Below are 23,809 nucleotides of genomic sequence, written 5' to 3' on the forward strand. Positions count from 1 at the left end.
TCGGGCATGACCTCCGCTTCCACGGCGCTCTCGAACGCCGAGCCCCTCGACATCAAGCGCATCGGCGCGATCTCGCTCGACCTTGACGATACCCTGTGGCCGATCTGGCCGACCATCGAGCGGGCCGAGACGGTGCTGCAGGAATGGCTGCTGCGCGAAGCACCCAAGACCGCTTCGTTGCTGCTGACCCCTGGCATCTTGCGCGAACTGCGCGAGGCCACCGCCAAGGAGCGCTCAGACCTTGCACACGACCTGAGCGCACTGCGCCGCGAGTCGATTCGCACGGCGCTGAAACGCTCGGGCGAAGACCCGGCGCTGGCCGACCCCGCCTTCGATGCCTTCTTTGCCGAACGACAGCGCGTGACGCTGTACGAAGACGCGCTGCCTGCCCTCAAGTGGCTGAGCGAACGCTATCCGCTGGTGGCGGTGTCGAACGGCAACGCCGACGTTCACCTGACCGGCGTGGGCCGCTGGTTTCGCACCGCCTTCAATGCGCGCGCGTTCGGCAGCGGCAAGCCGCACGCGCCGATTTTTCGCGCAGCGGCCGCTTCGGTCGGCCTGCTGCCTAAAGACGTGCTGCACGTGGGCGACGACGCAGAGCTGGACGTTGTCGGCGCACTCAACGCGGGTATGCAGGCGGCCTGGCTTGTGCGCGACGAGCGCCCCTGGGTGCACGGCGCGCGGCCGCAGCTGATCGTGCCCAACCTACACGCGCTGTGCGTGGCGCTTGGCGCCTGAACGCTGTGAACGTCGGCCTTACGAAAACACAGGCCGGAAGAAGCTGCGCTCGTAGCTCACGATGCAACGGGTGTCTTCGGCGTACCTGAAGGCGGCCTGGCATTCGGCGTCTTGCATGGAATCGGCGCGGTATTGCTCGTAGGCGGCCAGGCTCGGAAAGCTGAACATCGCCAAGGCCACGTTGTTGGCACCTTCAGACGGAAGGAAGTAGCCATGGTGCTGTCCGCCGAACCTTTCGACCAGCGGAATCCACAGCTTGCCGTAGTGCTCGAATTCCTTGAGCTTGTAGGGGTCGACGATGTAGCGGAGATAGCAGGTGACCATGGTTCTTTCCGTGAACGAGTGAGGATCGGCAAATCGGCTTTTTCAGTCCAGCCTGAACTGTTCGCGCAGCGCTGCGCAGAAATCGGCGGTGCCGCTGAGCGAGAAGGTGACTGTGTCGAGCTCTGGCGCTTCGCTGGTCTGCTGAAGATCGAAGTCCCAGGCGGCGCCGTCTTCCAGCGCGCCTTGCGCATCGGGGAAGGTGGCGTTGGCCCAGGCCAGCACCTGCGCAACTTCTGCAAGCACCTCGCGCGTATTGGCGGGCACCGTCGTCGCCATTGCATCGAAGGTGCCGTGGCCTTCGGTGTCTTCGCTGTAGTCGAAGTCGAGATAACGCAGGTGGGTCATGGTGAATTCAAGGCATTTGCGGCGGCGAGCCCGCTGAGTACCGCGCCTTCGAGCGTGGCGGGGTAGGGGCCTTCGGTGTAGTCGCCGCTGGCCTGCAGGCCAGGCGCGATTTTGGCAGGCGGCCGCACGAGCGCCGGCGTGCAGGCAAAGGTGGCGCGTTTTTCGACGACGGTCTGCACGAGTTGCAGCGACGCCTGCCCCAACTGCGCTGCCGCCTGTGCCAACACCTGATGCTCCAGCGCCTCGCGCGGAGCTTCGTTCGCGCTCACGACCATTGCAAGCACGCCCTCGGGTCCGCCGAGCTGGCCGCGATCGAACACGAACTGCGCCGGCGCGGTGGCGGGGTGGCTGCGCAGCGCGAGCATCGGCTCTGCAAGCGGTGTGGCGCCGCGCACATAAATAGTGGCAATGGCTTCGAAGCGCAGGGCCTCGGTGGTCTCGCACCAGCGCTCCGCCGGCACGCCGGACGCGCGCACGAGCCGGGCTGCATCCCACGGGGCGCAGGCCAGCACAACCTGGTCGAAGCGCTCATCATCGACACGCCATTGCTGGCCTTGAGGCGAGATGGCGCGCACGCGCGTGCCGATGCGCAGCGTGGCGCCATGCTGCGTTAGCCACGCCAATGCAGCATCGGGGAAAAGCGCCCCCAGGTCGACACGCGGAAGCAGCAGGTCGGCGCCGCCGCTGCCGCTGAAAAGTGCGTCGCGCAGCACGCGCAAGAACACCTCTCCGCTCGATTGACCGACCGGCGTGTTGAGCGCCGAAACGCACAGTGGCTCGATCAGTTCCTGCATCACGCGCGGCGTAAGGCCGGTGCAAAGCGCGGCAACCGTGGTGTCGGCTGTGCAGCGGAACCCGCCGATTCGCCATCGCAAGGCGGTGCGCAGCAGGCTGGATCTATCACGCCACGTCCAGCCGCGCGCGGTGAAGATGCCCACCAGCAAGTCGAGCGGCGCGGGCAGCCGCGGCAGCTTCAGTCCGCCGCCGTCGGCAAAACGCAGCGAAAGCGGCAGGCGCAACAGCGCATCGTTTGCGTCGACGCCCACTTCGCGCATCAGCTTGAGCGTGGCGGTGTAGGCGCCAATAAGAATGTGCTGCCCGTTGTCGAGCGCCATGCCATGCATGTTGTCGACACGCCGCGCCCGCCCGCCCGCCATGTGCGCGGCTTCGAACAGCGTCACGGCGTGGCCGAGGCGCGTCGCTTCGACAGCGCAGGCGAGGCCGGCCCAGCCGGCGCCGATGACTGCTGTTCTCAAATGCGCCCCAACGCCTGAACTTTCCACGCCAGCCAGAACTTGCGCACGGGCGTCAGGCTCACGCGCTGGTTCAGCACCTGGAAGTTGTCGCGCTCGATTTCGCGCAGCAGCGTCCGGTAGATGCTGGCCATCATGAGGCCGGGCTTCTGGGCGCGGCGGTCTGCAATGGGAAGGAGGGCAAGGGCTTCGTCGTATGCCGCATGCGCGCGCTCGGCCTGGAATTTCATCAGTGCGACAAAGCGCTCCGAATGCACGCGGTTGAGAATTTCGTGCGCCTTCACATCGAACTTCTGCAGCTCGTTCACGGGCAGGTAGATGCGCCCGCGCAGCGCGTCTTCTCCCACGTCGCGAATGATGTTGGTGAGCTGCAGCGCCAGGCCGAGCTTGTGCGCATAGGCGGTGGTCTGCGGGTCGGTCTGGCCGAAGATGCGCGCGGCCACCTCGCCGACGACTCCTGCCACCAGGTGGCAGTAGCGCGCGAGGCCTGGAAAGTCGAGGTACCGGGTCTGGTCGAGGTCCATCTGGCAGCCGTCGATCACTTCGTTGAGTTGCCGGGGCTCGATGCCGTAGGCCGCGGCGTGCGGCAACAGCGCCTGCATGACGGGGTGCCGCGGCGGGCCCGAAAATGATTGCGCCACCTCGGTGCGCCACCAGGCGAGCTTGGTCGCGGCCACGCCGGGGTCGCTGACCTCGTCGACCACGTCGTCGATCTCGCGGCAGAAGGCATAGAACGCCGTAATGGCCGCGCGCCTGGGCTTGGGCAAGAACAGGAAGGCGTAGTAGAAACTGCTGCCCGAAGCGGCGGCCTTGTCTTGTACGTATTGCTCGGGAGTCATCGGGGAAGCGCTTTCATGGGCGGCAATTGTCTCCGCATCTGCAGGGCTCGCCAGACCAGCAATGGCGCATCGGTCTTGCCTATTTTCGGACGCTGCGAAAACGTATCGAAGCCCAGGTCTTCGATCTTGTCGAGAATGCGCAGCCCGCCCTGCACGACAAAGCGCAGCTCCCAGCCGGCGCGGCCCGGCAGCCGGTGGACCAGGGGCGCGCCATGGGTCATCAGTTCGCGTGCCCATGCGCTTTCAACGGCAACGAGGTTGATGGCTTCCTGCGGGGGCGGTGCTTCGGCCAATGGAGCGAAGACCTTGAAGCTCTCGCGCGCGAGGCCGCGCCGCGCGCAATCGGTGAGCGGAAAGTAGAAGCGGCCGCGTGGCAGGTCCACGCTCGGGTCTTGCCAGAAATTGATGAGTTGCAGCGCGCTGCAGATGGCATCGCTCTGCGCCAGCGCTTCTGCATCGGTCACCCCATAGAGATGCAGCAGCAGGCGGCCGACCGGGTTGGCGGAGCGGCGGCAATAGTCGAGCAGTTCGGCGCGGTCGGCATAGGTGCCGCCGTCGCGGGTTTTCTCGATGTCCTGGATGAAGGCGCTCAGCAGGTCGGCCAGCAAGTCTTCGGGCAATGCGAACTGGGCGATGCTGTATGCGAGCGGTCCGAACACCTCGGGCCAGCGCGAGGAGGGCGGTACCCTGCCCACGGCGGCGGCGCGGAGTTGTTCGCGGTAGGCGTGCAGGTCGGCCAGCCGCTCGCCGGGCGAGGCGTCGCCTTCGTCTGCGATGTCGTCGGCCGTGCGGGCAAAGTGGTAGATGGCGGCAATCGGCGCGCGCAGGTGCGGCGGGCACAGCCAGGAGGCGACCGGAAAGTTCTCGTAGTGCGCGGGCGGCGCGGCAATGTGGGATGGTGCGGACACGCGGCGATTGTCCCCGACGAGCGATGCCGCGGACTATGCTCGCGGTGTCCCCATCACCAAGTTCTGCCTCCATGAATGCACCGGCACCGGTTACCTCTGCCCCTAGCCTGGCACCCGGCGAGGCGCCTCATCCGGCAGGGCCGGGCCTGATGATCGCTGCCCTGGGTGTGGTGTTCGGCGACATCGGCACGTCACCGCTCTATGCCTTCAAGGAAACGCTGAACCCCGAGCACGGCGTGGCGTTTACGCCCGACGCGGTGCTGGGCCTGCTCTCGCTGATCTTCTGGGGCCTGATGTTCGTGGTGACGCTCAAATACGTGGTGTTCGTGCTGCGCGCCGATCACGACGGCGAAGGCGGCATTCTTGCGTTGCAGGCGCTTGCCCGCAGCGCGGTGGCAGGCCCCGAGGCCCGGCCGTGGATGTGGAACGCAATCGGGGTGCTCGGCCTGGTGGGCGCGGCCATGTTCTATGGGGACAGCCTGATCACGCCGGCCATCTCGGTGCTGTCTGCCGTCGAAGGGCTCGAGGTGCAGGCACCGGTGCTGCAGCGGGCCGTCATTCCGGTCACCATGCTTATCCTGCTCGGGCTCTTTGCGGTGCAACGCAAGGGAACCGGCGTGGTCGGCAAGGTGTTCGGGCCCGTCATGCTGCTGTGGTTTGCGGTGCTGGCGCTCGCGGGAGGCTGGCAAGTGCTGCAGCAGCCGCAGGTGCTGGCGGCACTCGATCCGCGCTGGGCTGTCGGGTTCCTGTTCGAGCACCGCGCCCAGTCGCTGGCAGTGCTTGGCGCGGTGTTCCTGGCCTTTACCGGCGGCGAGGCGCTGTATGCCGACATGGGGCATTTCGGCGCGCGGCCGATACGCCTGGCCTGGCTCTTCGTCGCGCTGCCCGGGCTTGTGCTCAACTATTTTGGGCAGGGTGCGCTGGTGCTGGCAAACCCGGCGGCTGTCGACAACCCGTTCTTCCGGCTTTTTCCTTCATGGGGCGTGGTGCCGATGGTGGTGCTTGCCGCCATGGCAACTGTCATTGCCTCCCAGGCGGTGATTTCGGGCGCCTTTTCCCTGACGGCACACGCCATGCGCATGGGCTACCTGCCGCGCATGCGCGTGGTGCAGACCTCGGGCTCGGCCATCGGCCAGATCTATGTGCCGACCGTTAACTGGCTGTTGATGGTGGGGGTGCTGCTGCTGGTGCTGGGCTTCCGCAGTTCGGAGGCGCTGTCGGCGGCCTACGGCATTGCGGTGTCGATCACGATGGTCACCACCACGCTCCTGGCCGGTATCGTGGCGTGGGGCCTGTGGCGTTGGAGCCGGGCGGCGGTGGTGCTTGGCGTGGCGGCCTTCGCGCTGGTCGACCTGACCTTCGTCGTTGCCAACAGCCTCAAGGTGGCCGAAGGCGGCTGGCTCACGCTGGCGGTGGCGGCTGGGGTGATGGTGCTTTTCACCACCTGGGCCAAGGGGCGCCGGCTGGGCCTGGAAGCCGCAGCGGCCGAAAGCCTGCCGCTCAAGCCGTTTTTTGAATCGCTGGCGCTGCACATGCCGCATCGCGTGAGCGGCACAGCGGTGTTCCTGAACGCCGACGCGACGTCGGTACCGCACGCCTTGCTTCACAACCTCAAGCACAACCAGGTGCTGCACGAACAGGTGATCGTGTTGCGGGTACTCGCCTGCGACACGCCACGGATTGAAGCACGCATGCGCATAGAGGCCGAGTGCCTGATGAAAGGCATCTGGGTGGTTACCGCGCGCCATGGCTTCATGGAACGGCCCGATGTGCCCGAGTTCATCCGCATCCTGGCCTACCAGAAGGCGTTGGCCATCGACTCGATGAAGACCTCGTACTTCGTTTCGCGCGCTTCGGTCGGAGAGGAAAACCTTCCGGGCATGAACCCGGTGCGGCGGGCGCTTTTCGGCTGGCTGCAGCGCAACGCGGGCCGAGCGTCCGACTATTTCGAGATTCCGGGCAACCGGCTGGTCGAAATGGGGCAGCGAACTTAGACACGAAGCAGATCGAACTGTCACGGCGCGATTGACAGTGTTTAAGGTTTACCCTAGATTACTAACCGGTGGGTCAGTAATTGACCCGGTTCGACCTTTCTAGGGTGTCTCATGACCGCCTCTTCCGGCTTTTCCCCCCTTGCCCGCAGTGCCGCCTGGCTACTGCTTCCCGCCTTGTTCCTGGCCGGCTGTTCACAGTCGAAGCCGGCCGAGGAACCTGTGCGTGCGGTCAAGCTGGTGACTGTGGGCACCAGCGATTTCGACGCCCAGCCCGAATTCTCGGCCGAGGTGCGGGCGCGCGTCGAATCGCGCCTGGGGTTCCGCGTGGCTGGCAAGATCATCAAGCGCCAAGCCGAGCTGGGCCAGCATGTGCAGGCCGGGCAAGTCTTGGCGCAACTCGATCCGCAGGACTACCGGCTGGCAACCGAAGCCGCACGGGCCCAACTGGCAGCGGCGCAGACCAATCGCGATCTTGCGGCGGCCGATCTCAAGCGCTACACCGAATTGCGGTCGCAAAATTTCATCAGCGGCGCCGAACTCGAGCGCCGCGAATCCACTTTCAAGGCTGCGCAGGCACAGCTCGAGCAGGCACAGGCCCAGCTGTCGTCGCAAGGCAATCAGGCCAGCTACACCTCGCTGGTCGCAGATGTGGCCGGCGTCATTACCGCGATCGAAGCCGAGCCGGGGCAAGTGGTGCAGGCGGGCACGCCCGTCGTGCGCATTGCGCAGGACGGCGCGCGCGACGTGGTGTTTGCGGTGCCCGAAGACAGGGCCGCGCTGATCAAGCCCGGCTCCCCGGTCACGGTGCGTGGCTGGTCGGGCGGGGATGAACTTCAGGGCCAGGTGCGCGAAGTGGCGGCCAGTGCCGACGCGGTGACGCGCACCTATTCGGTCAAGGTGGCGATCGACGCGGCAACATCGCCCGCGCTCGGCGCCACCGTGTATGCGCGTCCGCAGGCGCTGGCTCGTGCGGGCGGCGCGGTCATCAAGCTGCCGACCAGCGCGTTGCGGCAGGAAGGCAAGGGCACCGCGGTCTGGGTGCTGGACAAGGCGACGATGACAGTGCGGTCGCAGCCGGTGCAGGTTGCCACGGCAGACGGCAACGAGGCCGTGATCGGCGCCGGACTCGCGCCCGGCATGATGGTCGTTGCCGCAGGCGTGCATGTGCTCTCGCCAGGGCAGAAGGTCACCATCTACCAGACGAAAGAGGCTGCCGCTGCAGCGGCCAGCGCCAACGAATCGGTGAAGCCCGCCCAACCCGTTGCGGCGACGAAGAAGGAGATTGCAGCAGGTGCCTCCAAATGACGCAGGGCGCTGCGACAACGGACAAGCCCGCAGGCTTCAATCTCTCCAAATGGGCGCTGGACCATGCGCCGCTCACACGCTACCTGATGGTGGTGCTGATGGTGCTGGGAGCCTTTGCGTATTTTCAGCTCGGCCAGGACGAAGATCCGCCGTTCACCTTCCGTGCCATGGTGGTGCGCACCTATTGGCCCGGTGCCACCGCGCAGCAGGTGGCCGAGCAGGTAACCGACAAGCTCGAGCGCACGCTGCAAGAGGCCCCCTACGCAGACAAGATCCGCAGCTATTCGAAGCCGGGCGAGTCGCAGATCATTTTCCAGATCAAGGATTCGTCCAAGGCAGGCGATGTTGCCAACGTCTGGTACACGGTGCGCAAGAAAATCGGCGACATGCGCAACACGCTGCCGCCGGGCGTGCAGGGACCGTTCTTCAATGACGATTTCGGCGACGTGTATGGCGTGATCTACGCGCTGGAGAGCGAGGGCTTCAGCCAGGCAGAGCTCAAGACACTGGCAGACGAAGTGCGCCAGCAGTTGCTGCGCGTGAAAGACGTCGCCAAGGTCGACCAGTTCGGCGTGCAGGACCAGAAGGTCTATATCGAGATTTCGCAGAAGCGCATTGCACAGCTGGGGCTGGACTTCAACGCCGTGCTTGCGCAGCTCGGCTCGCAAAACGCCGTGGAAAGCGCGGGCACGATCCAGTCGCCGCTCGACGTGGTGCAGGTGCGCGTGGGCGGGCAGTTCACCAACGTCGAGCAACTGCGCGAAATGCCGATCCGCGGCAGTTCTGGCAACCAGCTCAAGCTTGGCGACATTGCTGAAATCCATCGCGGCTATGTCGATCCGCCTGCCGTGAAGGTGCATCACCAGGGCAAGGAAGTGGTTGCGCTTGGCGTTTCGATGGCCAAGGGCGGCGACATCATTTCGCTGGGCAAGGCATTGCGCGCCACCACCGCAACCATCGACCAACGCTTGCCCGCCGGCGTGAAGCTGGCGCAGGTGCAGGACCAGCCGGTGTCGGTGGCCAGCTCGGTCAACGAATTCGTCGGCGTGCTGATCGAGGCCGTGGCCATCGTGCTGGCCGTGAGCATCATTTCGCTCGGCCTGCACAAGGGCGGGCGCTTCGGCTGGTACATCGACATCCGGCCGGGGCTGGTGGTGGCGATCACCATTCCGCTGGTGCTGGCCGTCACGTTCCTGGCCATGAACTACTTCGGCATCGGGCTGCACAAGATATCGCTGGGCTCGCTGATCATTGCGCTCGGCCTCCTGGTGGACGACGCGATCATCGCGGTCGAAATGATGGTGCGAAAGATGGAAGAGGGCTACGACAAGGTGCGTGCCGCCACCTTTGCCTATGACGTTACCGCCAAGCCCATGCTGACCGGCACGCTCATTACGGCGGCGGGCTTCCTGCCCATTGGCATTGCCAAGTCGGTGACGGGGGAATACACCTTTGCGATCTTTGCGGTGACCGTGATTGCGCTGGTGCTGTCGTGGATCGTGTCGGTGTACTTCGTGCCTTACCTTGGCACGCTGCTGCTCAAGGTAAAGCCGCATGACCCCGATGCGCCGCCGCATGAGCTGTTCGACACGCGGTTCTACAACAGCTTTCGCCGCGCGGTGAACTGGTGCGTGCAGCACCGGTGGCTGACCATCGGTGCCACGGTGTTCATCTTTGCGCTGGGCATTTTCGGCATGGGCAAGGTGCAGCAGCAGTTCTTCCCGGATTCGAGCCGGCCCGAAATCATGGTGGACATCTGGTTTCCCGAAGGCACCTCGTTCCCCGCGAACGAAGAGGTGGCCAAGCGGGTAGAGCAGCGCATCATGAAGGAAGAGGGCGTGAAGACGGTCAGCACCTGGATCGGTTCCGGCGTGCCGCGTTTCTACCTGCCGCTGGACCAGGTGTTTCCGCAGACCAACGTGTCGCAGCTCATCGTGCTCGCCAAGGATCTGAAAGTACGGGAGAGCTTGCGAATCAAGCTGCCCGCGCTGCTGGCGCAGGAGTTCCCGGAAGTGCGCGGCCGCGTGAAGCTGCTGCCCAACGGGCCGCCGGTGCCGTACCCGGTGCAGTTCCGCGTCATCGGAACCGACCCGGCGCAACTGCGCGCGCATGCCGACGAAGTAAAGGCGGTGCTGCGCGAGAACGCCAACATGCGCGGCGTGAACGACAACTGGAACGAATCGGTCAAGGTGATCCGGCTCGAAGTCGACCAGGCCAAGGCGCGCGCGCTTGGCGTAACCAGCCAGGCAATCGCCCAGGCGTCCAAGACGATGTTCTCCGGAACCACGGTGGGCCAGTACCGCGAGAACGACCTGCTGATCGACATCGTGCTGCGGCAGTCGGCGGACGAACGCGAAGCCATTTCGGACATCGGCAACGCCTATCTGCCAACGACGTCGGGGCGCTCGATTCCGCTCACGCAGATTGCGCGGCCGGTATTCACCTGGGAGCCGGGCGTGATGTGGCGCGAGAACCGCGACTATGCAATCACGGTGCAGGGCGACGTGGTCGAAGGCCTGCAGGGCGCCACGGTGACCGAGCAGCTGCTCCCTCAGCTGCGCAAGCTCGAAGCCGGCTGGCATGCGGCGGGCGAGGGCGCCTACCGTATCGAGGTGGCGGGTGCCGTGGAGGAAAGCAGCAAGGGCTCGGCTTCCATCGTGGCGGGCGTGCCGATCATGCTGTTCCTGGTGTTCACGCTGCTGATGCTGCAACTGCACAGCTTCAGCCGCTCGCTGCTGGTGTTCATTACCGGCCCCATGGGCATTGCCGGCGTTGCCGGGGCGCTGCTGCTGCTGAACCGGCCTTTCGGCTTTGTCGCACTCCTGGGCGTGATCGCGCTCATGGGCATGATCCAGCGCAACGCGGTGATCCTGATCGACCAGATCGAGAGCGACCGCGCGGCTGGCGTGCCGGCGTGGGACGCCATTGTCGAGTCGGCCGTGCGGCGCCTGCGCCCCATCGTGCTGACCGCGGCGGCAGCTGTGCTGGCGATGATTCCGCTCTCTCGCAGCGTGTTCTGGGGGCCGATGGCCGTTGCCATCATGGGCGGGCTGGTCGTGGCCACCGTATTGACCCTGCTGGCCCTGCCGGCAATGTACGCCGCCGCATTCCGCATCAAGCGGGAGCCGAAAGAGGGTCTGATTAGCGCTTAAAATACGCGGTTGACCGATTTCAGGCGGACGGTCTTTGGGCGGCGGATATTCGATATCAACGGTATCGAAGGTCTGCGGCACCAGGGCCGTCCGCCTTTGCATTCACCTGAAAAATTTGGCAAGCGCGGGTGGCGAAATTGGTAGACGCACCAGGTTTAGGTCCTGACGTTCGCAAGAACGTGCCGGTTCGAGTCCGGCCCCGCGCACCAGCCACACCCCTCACAAGGAAGACACCATGACCGTGACCGTTGAAACTCTCGAGAAGCTCGAACGCAAGATCACGCTGACCCTGCCGGTCGGCACCATCCAGTCCGAAGTCGATTCGCGCCTCAAGAAGCTCGCGCGTACCGTCAAGATGGATGGCTTCCGTCCGGGCAAGGTGCCAATGAACGTCGTGGCCCAGCGCTACGGCTACTCGGTGCACTACGAGGTCATGAACGACAAGGTCGGTGAAGCCTTCTCGCAAGCCGCCAACGAAGCCAAGCTGCGCGTGGCCGGCCAGCCCCGCATCACCGAGAAGGAAGAATCGCCCGAAGGCCAACTCGCCTTCGACGCGGTGTTCGAGGTGTTCCCCGAAGTCAAGATCAACGACCTGTCGGGCGCCGAAGTCGAGAAGCTCTCGGCCGAAGTGGGCGACGACGCCATCGACAAGACGCTCGACATCCTGCGCAAGCAGCGCCGCACCTTCGCCCAGCGCGCACAAGACGCCGTTGCACAAGACAACGACCGCGTGACGGTCGACTTCGAAGGCAAGATCGACGGCGAGACCTTCCAGGGCGGCAAGGCCGAAGACTTCCAGTTCATCGTCGGCGAAGGCCAGATGCTGAAGGAATTCGAAGACGCGGTGCGCGGCATGAAGGCCGGCGACAGCCGCACCTTCCCGCTGTCGTTCCCGGCCGACTATCACGGCAAGGACGTGGCCGGCAAGCAGGCCGACTTCATGGTCACCGTGAAGAAGATCGAGGCCTCGCACCTGCCCGAAGTCAACGAACAGCTCGCCAAGTCGCTCGGCATTGCCGAAGCCACGGTCGAAGGCCTGCGCGCCGACATCAAGAAAAACCTCGAGCGTGAAGTCAAGTTCCGCCTGCTGGCCCGCAACAAGAACGCCGTGATGGACGCCCTTGTGGCCAACGCCGAGCTCGACCTGCCCAACGCCAGCGTGCAGTCCGAAGTGAACCGCATGATCGAAGGCGCACGCGCCGAGCTCAAGCAGCGCGGCATCAAGGACGCCGACAAGGCTCCGATTCCTGAAGAAGTGTTCCGCCCGCAAGCCGAGCGCCGTGTGCGCCTGGGCCTCGTGGTGGCCGAACTGGTGCGTGCCAACAACCTGCAGGCCAAGCCCGAGCAGATCAAGGCCCACATCGACGAACTGGCCGCCAGCTACGAAAAGCCGGCTGACGTTGTGCGCTGGTATTTCAGCGACAACAACCGCCTGGCCGAAGTCGAGGCGGTCGTCATCGAAAACAACGTGACCGATTTCGTGCTCAGCAAGGCCAAGGTCAACGAAAAGTCCGTGTCGTTCGACGAGCTGATGGCTCAGCAGCAAGGCTAAGCGCCGGCCCTGCGCCGCCGCCCGCAACGCCAATGGGGCTTGTGCTTTACGGCACGAGCCCCATTTCACTCAGGCGTACAGTTAAATTCGAACAGCGAACGAACCTTTTCCGGAGAGCAAATCAATGAGCGCACAGGATACCAAGGCCCTCGGCATGATCCCGATGGTCATCGAGCAGTCGGGTCGCGGCGAGCGGTCCTACGACATCTATTCGCGTCTCCTCAAGGAGCGCATCATTTTCCTGGTGGGCGAAGTGAACGACCAGACCGCCAACCTCGTAGTGGCGCAGCTGCTGTTCCTCGAGAGCGAAAACCCCGACAAGGACATTTCGTTCTATATCAATTCCCCGGGTGGCAGCGTGAGCGCAGGCATGGCAATCTACGACACCATGCAGTTCATCAAGCCCGACGTTTCGACCATGTGCATCGGCTTTGCGGCCAGCATGGGTGCGTTTTTGCTGGCGGCCGGTGAAAAGGGCAAGCGCTTCTCGCTGCCCAATTCGAAGATCATGATTCACCAGGTGCTTGGCGGCGCCCGCGGCCAGGCCACGGATATCGAAATCCACGCCCGCGACATTCTGCGTACCAAAGACCAGATGAACCGCATCCTGGCCGAGCGCACCGGCCAGCCGCTCGAGAAAGTCAAATCGGACACCGAACGCGACTATTTCCTGACTGCCGATGAAGCCAAGGATTACGGCCTGGTCGACCAGGTTATTGCAAAGCGCAGCTGATCAATTTGCCCGCGCTGTGGCGCCGGTGCGCCAAAAAGGCAAAAAACGGCGTTTTCCCCACGGGAAACGCCGTTTTTGTTTAGTTATCATTGTCCCTACCCCGTTACGAGGCACCTGTCCATGGCCGAAAAAAAAGGCTCTTCCAGCGAAAAAACGCTTTATTGCTCGTTCTGCGGCAAGAGCCAGCATGAGGTCAAAAAGCTGATCGCGGGCCCTTCGGTCTTCATTTGCGACGAGTGCATCGACCTTTGCAACGAAATCATCCGCGACGAGCTCCCGGCCGGTGACGAGGCGCGTGAATCGCGCAGCGACCTGCCCACGCCGCTGGAGATCAAGACCAACCTCGACAACTACGTTATCGGCCAGGAGCCGGCCAAGCGCATGCTGTCGGTGGCGGTCTACAACCACTACAAGCGCCTGCGCCACAAGGAAAAGGCCAAGGGCGAAGACGTCGAGCTCAGCAAGAGCAACATCTTGCTCATCGGCCCCACGGGCTCGGGCAAGACCCTGCTCGCGCAAACCCTGGCCCGCATGCTCGACGTGCCCTTTGTGATGGCCGATGCCACCACGCTCACCGAAGCGGGCTACGTGGGCGAAGACGTCGAGAACATCATCCAGAAGCTGCTGCAGAGCTGCAACTACGAAGTCGAGCGTGCCCAGCGCGGCATCGTCTACATCGACGAAATCGACAAGATCTCGCGCAAGTCCGACAACCCGTCGATCACGCGCGACGTGTCGGGCGAGGGTGTGCAGCAGGCGCTCCTGAAGCTCATCGAAGGCACCATGGCCAGCGTGCCGCCCCAAGGCGGGCGCAAGCACCCTAACCAGGACTTCCTGCAGATCGACACGACCAACATCCTGTTCATCTGCGGCGGCGCCTTTGCAGGGCTCGAGAAGGTCATTGAAAACCGCACCGAGGCCTCGGGCATCGGCTTTGGCGCTTCGGTCAAGAGCAAGGCGCAGCGCAGCATTACCGAAGTGTTCCGCGAAGTAGAGCCAGAAGACCTGATCAAGTTCGGCCTGATTCCCGAACTCGTCGGCCGCATGCCCGTCGTGGCTTCGCTGGCCGAGCTCAGCGAAGACGCGCTGGTTCAGATCCTGACCGAGCCCAAGAACGCCGTGGTCAAGCAGTTCACCAAGCTGCTGCAAATGGAAGGCGTCGACCTCGAGATTCGCCCCGCGGCGCTCAAGGCCATTGCCCGCAAGGCGCTGGCCCGCAAGACCGGGGCACGGGGCTTGCGTTCGATCCTCGAACAGTCGCTCATCGACACCATGTTCGAGCTCCCGAATGCCACCAACGTCGACAAGGTTGTGGTCGAAGAATCCACAATTGACGAAAACAAGCCGCCGCTGCTCGTGTACCGAGAAGCGGCCAAGAAGGCTTGAACGAGGCTTGCATGAACGCGGCGCCGGCTCTTTTGAACAAAGCTTCCGGCGCCTTCGACAAAGACCGGGTGCGCGGGCTTGAAATGCCCCAACACCCATCCATCTTTGCCTGATCAATCAAAGGATATTCATGTCCGGTCATACCCCCCTGCCTGCCGACGCGATCGACCTGCCGCTGCTGCCGCTGCGCGACGTCGTCGTGTTCCCCCACATGGTGATCCCGCTGTTCGTGGGACGCCCCAAGAGCATCAAGGCGCTAGAGCTGGCCATGGAGGCCGAGCGCCGCATCATGCTGGTGGCGCAAAAAGCCGCAGCCAAGGACGAGCCCTCGGTCGAGGACATGTTCGAGGTGGGCTGCGTCTCTACCATCCTGCAAATGCTCAAGCTGCCCGACGGTACCGTGAAGGTGCTGGTCGAGGGGCAGCAGCGCGCCCGTGTGAACCGCATCGACGACGGTGAAACCCATTTCTCGGCCAACGTGACGCCCGTCGAGGCGCCCGAAGGCGGCGAGAAGGGAACCGAGGTCGAGGCACTTCGCCGCGCCGTGATGCAGCAGTTCGACCAGTACGTCAAGCTGAACAAGAAGATCCCGCCCGAGATCCTCACGTCGATCTCGAGCATCGACGATCCGGGCCGCCTGGCCGACACCATTGCCGCGCACCTGCCGCTCAAGCTCGACAACAAGCAGGCCGTGCTCGACCTGGACGACGTGAAGGCGCGGCTCGAAAACCTGTTTGGACAGCTCGAGCGCGAGGTCGACATTCTCAATGTCGACAAGAAGATCCGTGGCCGCGTGAAGCGCCAGATGGAAAAGAACCAGCGCGACTTCTACCTCAACGAGCAGGTCAAGGCGATCCAGAAGGAGCTTGGCGAAGGCGAAGAGGGCGCGGACATCGAGGAGATCGAGAAAAAGATCAAGCTCGCCAAGATGCCCAAGGACGCGCTGAAAAAGGCCGAGGGCGAGCTCAAGAAGCTCAAGCTCATGTCGCCGATGTCGGCCGAAGCCACCGTGGTGCGCAACTACATCGACGTGCTGGTCGGCTTGCCATGGAGCAAGAAGACCAAGATCAAGCACGATCTTGCCAACGCCGAGGCGGTGCTCAATGCCGACCACTATGGGCTGGAGAAGGTCAAGGACCGCATTCTTGAATATCTCGCGGTGCAGCAGCGTGTCGACAAGGTCAAGGCGCCCATCCTGTGCCTCGTGGGCCCGCCGGGTGTGGGCAAGACCTCGCTCGGGCAGTCGATTGCCAAGGCAACCGGCCGCAAGTACACCCGCATGGCGCTCGGCGGCATGCGCGACGAAGCCGAGATTCGCGGCCATCGCCGCACCTACATCGGCGCGCTGCCGGGCAAGGTGCTGCAGGGGCTGAACAAGATCGGCACGCGCAACCCGCTCTTCCTGCTCGACGAAATCGACAAGCTGGGTACAGACTTCCGAGGCGATCCTTCGAGCGCGCTGCTCGAAGTGCTCGACCCGGAGCAGAACCACACGTTCGGCGACCACTACGTCGAGGTCGACTTCGACCTTTCCGACGTGATGTTCGTTGCCACGTCGAACTCGATGAATATTCCTCCGGCGCTGCTCGACCGGATGGAAGTCATCCGCCTCTCGGGCTACACCGAGGACGAGAAGACCAACATCGCAATCAAGTACCTGCTGCCCAAGCAGATGAAGAACAACGGCGTGAAGGAAGACGAGTTGTTCGTCACCGAAGAGGCCGTGCGCGACATCGTGCGCTACTACACGCGTGAAGCCGGCGTGCGCTCGCTCGAGCGCGAGCTCTCCAAGATCTGCCGCAAGGTGGTGAAGGGGCTTCTGCTCAAGCAGCTCACGCCCAAGGTCACTGTCGACGGTGCCAACCTCAACGACTTTCTCGGCGTGCGCAAGTACAGCTTCGGCTTGGCCGAGAAGCAGAACCAGGTCGGCCAGGTGGTCGGTCTGGCATGGACGGAAGTCGGCGGCGACCTGCTCACCATCGAAGCCGTCACCATGCCAGGCAAGGGCGTGATCAGCCGCACGGGCTCGCTCGGCGACGTGATGAAGGAATCGGTCGAGGCCGCGCGTACCGTGGTGCGCAGCCGTTCGCGCCGCCTGGGCATCAAGGACGAGATCTTCGAAAAGCGCGACATCCACATCCACGTGCCCGACGGCGCAACGCCTAAAGATGGCCCGAGTGCGGGTGCTGCGATGACGACTGCGTTCGTTTCGGCGCTCACGGGCATCCCGGTGCGAGCGGACGTCGCCATGACGGGCGAAATCACGCTGCGAGGCGAAGTCACGGCCATCGGCGGGCTGAAGGAAAAGTTGCTGGCGGCATTGCGCGGCGGCATCAAGACCGTGCTCATTCCCGAAGAGAACGCCAAAGACCTGCAGGACATTCCCGAGAACGTGAAGAACGGCCTCGAGATCGTGCCCGTGAAGTGGATCGACAAGGTTCTTGAGATCGCTCTCGAGAAAATGCCCGATCCTCTGTCCGACGAAGAAGTTGCGGCCTCCGCCGCTGCCGTGGCCGAACTGGCCAAGCAGCGCGAAGCACGGGCTTCCGAGGGTTCCGTCAAACATTGATTGGCAAAACTTGCCGGGCCCCGAAAAAGTGTTCTATAATTCGAGGCTCGAAACGCGGGAATAGCTCAGTTGGTAGAGCGCAACCTTGCCAAGGTTGAGGTCGAGAGTTCGAGACTCTTTTCCCGCTCCAGTTTTTGAAAAAGGGAAGCAATGCTTCCCTTTTTTTCGCGAGTTCGATTTCGTTTTTCAGCGTGGCGCGATAGCAAAGCGGTTATGCAACGGATTGCAAATCCGTCTAGCCCGGTTCGACTCCGGGTCGCGCCTCCACCTCTCTCTGATCAAGTTCGATCCACCCTCTACTGAAAATGAGCCCCGCCAACCTGCGTTGCCGGGGCTCGTTTTGTTTGGGTTATCGTCGATGTTCAACCCGAGGCCCGGATGGTGAAATTGGTAGACACATCGGACTTAAAATCCGCCGCTTCCTTAATCGGGGCATACGGGTTCGACCCCCGTTCCGGGCACCACATCTAGACAAGGGAGCACACAATGCCTCGTTACAACGCTCCATTTGAAATTCATGTGCACGGCGACGTGCCGCTGCGGTCCGACGTCAGCTTCGACCAGATCCAGGAAGCGCTCAAGCCGCTATGGGTTTATGCCGGTGCCAAATCGCTGGCCGACGGTGCCACCAGCACCTACGAGGAAGAACCCGGCATTCGCTTCGAGCAGAAGGACCACATGCTCCAGATGTGCTGGACGGTGCCGGGCGATGAAGACTTTCGCCAGGCGCTCGACGAAATGTGCATGGCGCTGAACGAACTCTCCGAACGCGGCGCGGCCATCGAAGTCACGTTCTACGACACCGACTTCGACGAGGAAGAGGGCGACCCAGACGAAGAGTCTCGCGACGACTTCCTGATGCTCTTTGTCGGCCCCAATCCGGCCGCGATCATGCAGGTGCAACGCGACCTCCTGGTGGAAGACGTCGTCAACCTCATGGAGCGCCACTTCGACGGCGCGGAACTCGGCGGCGTCGTCTCCGAAATCGATCGCCTCTTCAGCGACCGCTTCGACGCCCTCGTGAACTCGCTCGAAATCGGCAAGCGCCCGCGCGGCACCGGCGGCAGTGGCAGCGGCGGTGGACACGGCGGCGGCCGCCGTCCGCGCCACCTGCACTGACGCGGTTCCCTGAGCCTCCGGCGCCCTGATCAACGCCGCATGGCGCTGTTTCCGTCCTCGGCCCTGAATCCCGGCGTGCGCAAGCGCGAGGTGTTCGGCTGGGCGATGTACGACTTTGCGAATTCGGGCTACACCACGGTCGTCATCACGGCCGTGTTCGCCGCTTACTTCGTGGGCGGTATCGCCAAGGGAGCGCCTTGGGCGGCTTTTGCATGGACGGCGGCACTCAGCGTCTCCTACGCCATCGTCATGCTCTCGATGCCCGCCATAGGCGCCTGGGCCGACCGGCGTGCAGCCAAGAAGCGCGTGCTTGCCGTTGCCACCCTCGGCTGCGTCGTTGCAACAGCCGCGCTCGCGCTCACACCAGGGTTCTCGGGTGCCGAAGGCGTGGCCCTGGCCATGCTGCTGGTGATCGTCTCGAACACCTTCTATTCGTACGGCGAGTCGTTGACCGGCGCTTTCCTTCCCGAGCTCGCAACAGCCGAGGGCATGGGCAAGGTCAGCGGCTGGGGGTGGAGCTTCGGCTACGTGGGCGGCATGCTTGCGCTCGGCTTGTGCCTGGCCTATGTGCTTTCGGCGCAGGCTGAAGGGCTGCCGGCTTCGCACTTCGTTCCGGTCACCATGCTGATCACGGCGGCCATCTACGGCGGGGCCGCGTGCGCTACCTTTGCGTTGCTGCCCGAGCGCGCGCAGCCCCAGGCCGCCATCGAGGCGCTGGGCACGTGGCAGCGACTGCGCAACACCTTTGTGCAGGCCCGTGCGTACCGCGATTTCATGCAGCTCCTGGTCTGCACCGTTTTCTACCAGGGCGGCGTGGCAGTCGCCATCACGCTCGCAGCCATCTATGCCGAACAGGTCATCGGCTTCGTCGCAAGCGAAACCATGGTGCTGATCTTCGTGCTCAACCTGGCAGCCGCGCTGGGGGCCTTCGGCTTCGGCTATGTGCAAGACCGCATAGGCCACAAGATCTCGCTGGCTGCCACGCTGGTGGCATGGATTGCGGTGTGCGTGATTGCCGCCCTGGCAACCACCAAGGGCGCCTTCTGGTGGGCCGCGGCCATTGCGGGGCTCGCCATGGGCTCGAGCCAGTCGGCCGGCCGCGCGATGACGGGCTACCTTGCGCCGCCACAGCAACTTGCGGAGTTCTTCGGGCTGTGGACTTTCTCAACGCGGCTGGCGAGCATCATCGGTCCGCTGATGTTCGGTGCCATTACCTGGGCTGCTGGCGGCAACCAGCGCATTGCCATTCTTTCTACCGCTGCACTGTTCGTGGCCGGTCTTTTGCTGTTGCTGCCCATCGACATGGCACGGGGCCGAGCCGCCGCGCTGCGCAGCCGATAGATTAAAACCGGTCAGTCAGGGCATCTGCGGCTGCAGAGACTTCGGCACCCTGTACCGGTCGCCGTCGTAGCGCAGCGTGACATTGCTGAACCGCGCAGGCAGGGCCTTTTCAGTGCAGCCCAGGTCTTCCTGCATTTGCGCGTGGCTTTGCACCACCGTGCGCGAGAGCTGCAGATCGGCGTAGCCGTTGCTGGTCGATTTGCCGACTGAAAGCATGGTGCGCAGCTTTTCGAAACGGCCGGTGCAGGTGCTGTCCCACTCGCCACTGTCACGGTCGAGCTCTATTTCTTGCAGCACCTGGCGCAGCTTGCTCCCGTGATGAACGTAGAGGCGAACGGTCTCGCTCGCAGCCGAGCTGCCGGGGGCCGTGCTCTTGTAGCGCACGCGCAGCCCAAAGGCACGCGTGTCGGACGACAGCACGTATCGCGAAGTGTCGATGCGAAGGTCCTGGATGGCGGTGGCGCTGTCTTCGTCGAGTGCTTCAGGCTGGAAGACACGCCCGATGACCGTGTCGCGCTCGGTGTTGCCGTTGTCCGGGCGCTGGATCAGCAGCAGCTCCAGGTCGAACACCTTGGCACCGGTGCTGCTGGTTTCGCGCGGCACGGGCAGCACCACGATGCTGCGCCCCGGAAACGCCGGCCAGGGCTTGCACGCGGCAAGCCGTTCGTCGAGCGCGCGGTTCGGATACAGCTTCGCGTGCATGCGCTCGGCCAGGCCACTCTCGCAAGCCGCATGGCTCAAACCCGCGGCCGAGAGGCACAGCAGGAGCAGGGTGCGGCGCAAGAACAGTTGCATGCCGGTCGTTTTCAGGCCGCGGTTGCGACAGGCGCTGCCGCATCTTGTTGCCAAGGCCCTTTCAGCCAGTGAGCGGCGGCAGCTTCGAGCACAGCCAAGTCGCCGCTGCCTTGCAGGACCATTCCTCCTTCGCCGCCCTCCGCGAGGAGGCCGAGCGAAGCCAGCACGCGCCGGGTTTGCTGCGCAACTGGCGCGCCGGTGTCGATGAAGCGCAGCGTTGGCGGTGCATGGCGCTGCAGTTCGTTCTTCACGAGCGGGTAATGCGTGCAACCGAGCACCACGGTATCGACCTGGCCGGGCGCATCGCCGAACGGGCCGGCCTCGGCCATGTAGCGTTCGCACAGCGCGGCAATGGCCGCGGTGTCGAGGCCTTCAATGGCCTTCACGAGTCCGTCGCATGGCACGGCGCGCACCGTGGCAGACCGGGCGAAAGATTCGCGCAGCGCCGCGTACCTGGCACTGGCCAGCGTTCCGCGCGTGGCCATCACCGAGATGTGCGCGGTGCGGCTTGTTGCCACGGCCGGCTTGAGCGCAGGCTCCAGGCCCACGATGGGCAGCCCCGGATGCTCTGCGCGCAGCAGGTGGATTGCCGCCGTGGTGGCCGTGTTGCAGGCCACCACCAATGCCTTGATGCCGTGCTCGGCAATCAGCTGTTCGGTCACCTTTCGGGAGCGTTCGATCACGTAGGCTTCGCCGCGCTCGCCATACGGTGCGTAGGCGGTGTCGGCAAAGTAGACGAAGCGCTCGTGCGGCAGTTCGGCGCGCAGCGCGGCGAGCACGCTGAGCCCGCCGACGCCGCTGTCGAACACGCCGACCAGGCTCAAGCTTCTTCCATCATGATGGTCTTGAACTCGCCGCTGGCAATGCGCTTCTGCCACTCGGCCGGGCCGGTGATGTGCGCGCTGGTGCCACCCGCATCGACCGCCACCGTCACGGGCATGTCGACCACGTCGAATTCATAGATCGCTTCCATGCCCAGGTCTTCGAAGCCCACCACCTTGGCAGTCTTGATGGCCTTGCTTACCAGGTAGGCTGCGCCGCCCACGGCCATGAGGTAGGCGCTCTTGTGCTTCTTGATGGCTTCGATGGCAACCGGGCCGCGCTCGGCCTTGCCGATCATGGCAATCAGGCCGGTTTCGGCCAGCATCATTTCGGTAAAGCCGTCCATGCGCGTGGCGGTGGTCGGGCCTGCCGGGCCCACGGCTTCATTGCCGACCGGATCGACCGGGCCGACGTAGTAGATGACCCGGTTGGTAAAGTCGACCGGCAGCTTCTCGCCCTTGGCCAGCATGCCCTGGATGCGCTTGTGCGCGGCGTCGCGGCCGGTGAGCATCTTGCCGTTGAGCAGCAGCGTGTCGCCGGGCTTCCAGCTTGCCACTTCGGCGGGCGTGAGCTTGTCGAGGTCGACGCGCTTGCTCTTCTTTTCGTCGGGTGCCCAGTTCACGTCGGGCCACAGGTCGAGCGAAGGCGGATCGAGGTACACCGGCCCGCTGCCGTCCATCACGAAGTGCGCATGGCGAGTGGCCGCGCAGTTTGGAATCATGGCAACCGGCTTGCTGGCTGCGTGCGTCGGGTACATCTTGATCTTGATGTCGAGCACCGTGGCCAGGCCGCCCAGGCCCTGCGCGCCGATGCCCAGCGCATTGACCTTCTCGTACAGCTCGATGCGCAACGCCTCGACCTTGCTGAGTTCGGCGCCCGAGGCCTTCTTGGCCTGCAGCTCGTGCATGTCCAGGTCGTCCATCAGGCTTTCCTTGGCCATCAGGGCAGCCTTTTCGGCGGTGCCACCGATGCCGATGCCCAGCATGCCGGGCGGGCACCAGCCGGCACCCATCGTCGGCACCGTCTTGAGCACCCAGTCGACCACGCTGTCGCCGGGGTTCAGCATGACCAGCTTGCTCTTGTTCTCGCTGCCGCCGCCCTTGGCCGCCACCGTCACTTCGACGGTGTTGCCAGGAACGATCTCGGTGAAGATCACCGCAGGCGTGTTGTCCTTGGTGTTCTTGCGGTCGAACTGAGGATCGGCCACGACCGAGGCGCGCAGCGTGTTGTCGGGGTGGTTGTAGCCGCGGCGCACGCCTTCGTTGACAGCGTCGTCCAGCGAGCCGGTGAAGCCGCCCCAGCGCACGTCCATGCCCACCTTGAGGAACACGTTGACGATGCCGGTGTCCTGGCAGATCGGGCGGTGGCCCGTGGCGCTCATCTTGCTGTTGGTCAGGATCTGAGCAATGGCGTCCTTGGCCGCGGGGCTTTGCTCGCGCTCGTAGGCCTTGGCCAGGTGGGCGATGTAGTCGGCGGGGTGGTAGTAGCTGATGTACTGCAGCGCAGCGCTGATCGATTCGATCAGGTCGGCCTGCTGGATCGTGGTCGTCATGGTGGGGGGTGTTCTTTGGAGTGTGGAAACGCCCCCCGATTATCTCAGCCGCCGCGTTCTACCTGGCGGCCGCCCGGGCTTCCTCGATCCAGCCGTCGAACAGCGGCCGGTGCGCCCGGATCCAGCCGTCCGCATGGCGCTCCAGGTCCTGCTGGGTTTTGGCGCCCTGGCTCATGCGCAGGTTCTGGGCGTTGATGTCGCCGATCGGCAGTTTCATCACTTCGAACAACCTGCCGGCAGCGGGATTTTTCTCGACAAAGGCCTTGTTGGCCACGATCTGCTCCCGGTCGGCCAGGAACCCGTAGTTCTTGCCGTTCGGAAGCTGCGTATCCGCGTCGCCGTCCCGGGAGGCGGAAAACGGCACCTGCAGCCACACCACGTCCGCGCCCGGCCGCAGCACGGCGCTGACCCAGTAGGGCGTCCAGGTGTAGTAGAGCACTGGCTTTTCCTGCTTGAAGCGGGCGATGGTGTCTGCCATCAGCGCGGCGTAGCTGCCTTGCTTGTGGGTCACGGTGTCGCGCAGCTGGTAGGCCGTGAGGTGTTTCTCGATGGCCAGCTCGCAGCCCCAGCCCGGGTTGCAGCCGGTAAGGTCCGCCTTGCCGTCGCCGTCGGTGTCGAAGAGCCTGGCGATGGCCGGATCCTTCAGCTGCGCGATGTTGGTGATGTTGTATTGCTCGGCCGTCTTGCGGTCGATGAGGTAGCCCTGCACCGCGCCTTCCGAGTACACGCCGGCGCGCGAGAGCTTGGCATCGCCGCCGCTGTTCCTGTAGAAGTCCGCGTGCAGCAGGCCCCAGTGGTTGGCCATGAAAGTGGCGTCTCCGTTGGCGATGGCCAGGTGTTCGGTGGCGGGCTCGAGATCTTTCATCGGCAGGGCCGTATAGCCTAGTTTTTCGAGCGCGCGCATCACGAGCAGCGTCTGGAAAGCTTCTTCGGCGAGCGAGCTCTTGAGCGGCTGCACGGTGACGCCCTTGCCGGGCAAGTCGTTGGTGGCCTGTGCGGTTGCGCCCATGGCGATGAAGCCGAGCGCGAGCAGGCTGCGGGCGATGAGAAGACGGGTTTTCTTCATGTGTTGATTTCTTCCA

General features: G+C 64.2%; 19 protein-coding genes and 4 tRNA genes. 14 read left to right on the forward strand and 9 right to left on the reverse strand.

The window, feature by feature from the left end; translation table 11 throughout:
- Positions 1-6: 6 nt before the first annotated feature.
- A complete protein-coding gene (locus J2X67_RS09445) occupies positions 7-738 on the forward strand; it encodes an HAD-IA family hydrolase (protein WP_309952453.1) in 732 nt (243 codons plus the stop codon).
- 18 nt (positions 739-756) lie between these two features.
- On the opposite strand, the gene J2X67_RS09450 is transcribed toward J2X67_RS09445, so the two are convergent.
- From J2X67_RS09450 to hpnC, 5 genes are read right to left on the reverse strand one after another with little or no spacing between them, the layout of a single operon-like run.
- On the reverse strand, positions 757-1,062 hold the full coding sequence (locus J2X67_RS09450) for an NIPSNAP family protein (protein WP_309952455.1): 306 nt from the start codon (positions 1,060-1,062) through the stop codon (positions 757-759).
- A 42-nt stretch (positions 1,063-1,104) separates the two neighbouring features.
- Positions 1,105-1,407 carry a hypothetical protein gene (locus tag J2X67_RS09455; RefSeq protein WP_309952457.1) on the reverse strand — a complete coding sequence of 101 codons (303 nt, stop codon included), beginning with the start codon at positions 1,405-1,407 and terminating at the stop codon, positions 1,105-1,107.
- A complete protein-coding gene (hpnE, locus tag J2X67_RS09460; RefSeq protein WP_309952459.1) occupies positions 1,404-2,663 on the reverse strand; it encodes a hydroxysqualene dehydroxylase HpnE in 1,260 nt (419 codons plus the stop codon). The genes J2X67_RS09455 and hpnE overlap by 4 nt, the downstream gene beginning before the upstream one ends.
- Positions 2,660-3,499: a presqualene diphosphate synthase HpnD gene (hpnD, locus tag J2X67_RS09465; protein ID WP_281151175.1), complete on the reverse strand. Its 840-nt coding sequence runs from the start codon at positions 3,497-3,499 to the stop codon at positions 2,660-2,662. The genes hpnE and hpnD overlap by 4 nt, the downstream gene beginning before the upstream one ends.
- On the reverse strand, positions 3,496-4,407 hold the full coding sequence (gene hpnC / locus J2X67_RS09470) for a squalene synthase HpnC (RefSeq protein ID WP_309952461.1): 912 nt from the start codon (positions 4,405-4,407) through the stop codon (positions 3,496-3,498). Before hpnC ends, hpnD begins: the two co-directional genes overlap by 4 nt.
- A 149-nt stretch (positions 4,408-4,556) precedes the next feature.
- Here hpnC and J2X67_RS09475 point away from each other — a divergent pair, with 149 nt between their 5' ends.
- The 13 genes from J2X67_RS09475 (at position 4,557) to J2X67_RS09535 (ending at position 19,558) form a co-directional block, all read left to right on the forward strand.
- Positions 4,557-6,401: a potassium transporter Kup gene (locus J2X67_RS09475; protein WP_309952527.1), complete on the forward strand. Its 1,845-nt coding sequence runs from the start codon at positions 4,557-4,559 to the stop codon at positions 6,399-6,401.
- 111 nt (positions 6,402-6,512) lie between these two features.
- Entirely contained in the window at positions 6,513-7,706 is a 1,194-nt protein-coding gene (locus tag J2X67_RS09480) for an efflux RND transporter periplasmic adaptor subunit (RefSeq protein WP_309952463.1), read from the forward strand.
- Complete coding sequence (locus J2X67_RS09485) at positions 7,703-10,858, forward strand: efflux RND transporter permease subunit (protein WP_309952465.1); 3,156 nt, start codon at positions 7,703-7,705, stop codon at positions 10,856-10,858. The genes J2X67_RS09480 and J2X67_RS09485 overlap by 4 nt, the downstream gene beginning before the upstream one ends.
- A 122-nt stretch (positions 10,859-10,980) precedes the next feature.
- Positions 10,981-11,067 (forward strand) — tRNA-Leu (locus tag J2X67_RS09490).
- A gap of 26 nt (positions 11,068-11,093) precedes the next feature.
- Positions 11,094-12,410, forward strand: a complete 1,317-nt coding sequence (gene tig, locus J2X67_RS09495) for a trigger factor (protein WP_309952467.1) — start codon at positions 11,094-11,096, stop codon at positions 12,408-12,410.
- A 124-nt stretch (positions 12,411-12,534) separates the two neighbouring features.
- Complete coding sequence (gene clpP / locus J2X67_RS09500; protein ID WP_309952469.1) at positions 12,535-13,143, forward strand: ATP-dependent Clp endopeptidase proteolytic subunit ClpP; 609 nt, start codon at positions 12,535-12,537, stop codon at positions 13,141-13,143.
- A 120-nt stretch (positions 13,144-13,263) separates the two neighbouring features.
- Positions 13,264-14,529: an ATP-dependent Clp protease ATP-binding subunit ClpX gene (gene clpX, locus J2X67_RS09505; protein ID WP_309952471.1), complete on the forward strand. Its 1,266-nt coding sequence runs from the start codon at positions 13,264-13,266 to the stop codon at positions 14,527-14,529.
- A gap of 130 nt (positions 14,530-14,659) precedes the next feature.
- Positions 14,660-17,098: an endopeptidase La gene (lon, locus tag J2X67_RS09510; RefSeq protein WP_309952473.1), complete on the forward strand. Its 2,439-nt coding sequence runs from the start codon at positions 14,660-14,662 to the stop codon at positions 17,096-17,098.
- Between the two features lie 54 nt (positions 17,099-17,152).
- Positions 17,153-17,228: transfer RNA gene (locus tag J2X67_RS09515), tRNA-Gly, on the forward strand.
- Positions 17,229-17,291: 63 nt separating this feature from the next.
- Positions 17,292-17,365 (forward strand) — tRNA-Cys (locus J2X67_RS09520).
- A gap of 105 nt (positions 17,366-17,470) precedes the next feature.
- Positions 17,471-17,562: transfer RNA gene (locus J2X67_RS09525), tRNA-Leu, on the forward strand.
- A gap of 22 nt (positions 17,563-17,584) precedes the next feature.
- On the forward strand, positions 17,585-18,217 hold the full coding sequence (locus J2X67_RS09530) for a DUF6806 family protein (RefSeq protein ID WP_309952475.1): 633 nt from the start codon (positions 17,585-17,587) through the stop codon (positions 18,215-18,217).
- Positions 18,218-18,256: 39 nt separating this feature from the next.
- Entirely contained in the window at positions 18,257-19,558 is a 1,302-nt protein-coding gene (locus J2X67_RS09535; RefSeq protein WP_309952476.1) for an MFS transporter, read from the forward strand.
- A 15-nt stretch (positions 19,559-19,573) separates the two neighbouring features.
- On the opposite strand, the gene J2X67_RS09540 is transcribed toward J2X67_RS09535, so the two are convergent.
- The 4 genes from J2X67_RS09540 to proX are packed head-to-tail and all read right to left on the reverse strand — an operon-like array spanning position 19,574 to position 23,793.
- Entirely contained in the window at positions 19,574-20,353 is a 780-nt protein-coding gene (locus tag J2X67_RS09540) for a hypothetical protein (protein WP_309952477.1), read from the reverse strand.
- A gap of 11 nt (positions 20,354-20,364) precedes the next feature.
- On the reverse strand, positions 20,365-21,177 hold the full coding sequence (gene murI / locus J2X67_RS09545; protein ID WP_309952479.1) for a glutamate racemase: 813 nt from the start codon (positions 21,175-21,177) through the stop codon (positions 20,365-20,367).
- On the reverse strand, positions 21,174-22,727 hold the full coding sequence (locus J2X67_RS09550) for a fumarate hydratase (RefSeq protein WP_309952481.1): 1,554 nt from the start codon (positions 22,725-22,727) through the stop codon (positions 21,174-21,176). Before J2X67_RS09550 ends, murI begins: the two co-directional genes overlap by 4 nt.
- Positions 22,728-22,785: 58 nt before the next feature.
- Entirely contained in the window at positions 22,786-23,793 is a 1,008-nt protein-coding gene (proX, locus tag J2X67_RS09555; protein WP_309952484.1) for a glycine betaine/L-proline ABC transporter substrate-binding protein ProX, read from the reverse strand.
- Positions 23,794-23,809 lie beyond the last annotated feature (16 nt).

The sequence above is a fragment of the Variovorax sp. 3319 genome (assembly GCF_031456585.1).
GTDB lineage: Bacteria > Pseudomonadota > Gammaproteobacteria > Burkholderiales > Burkholderiaceae_C > Variovorax > Variovorax paradoxus_P.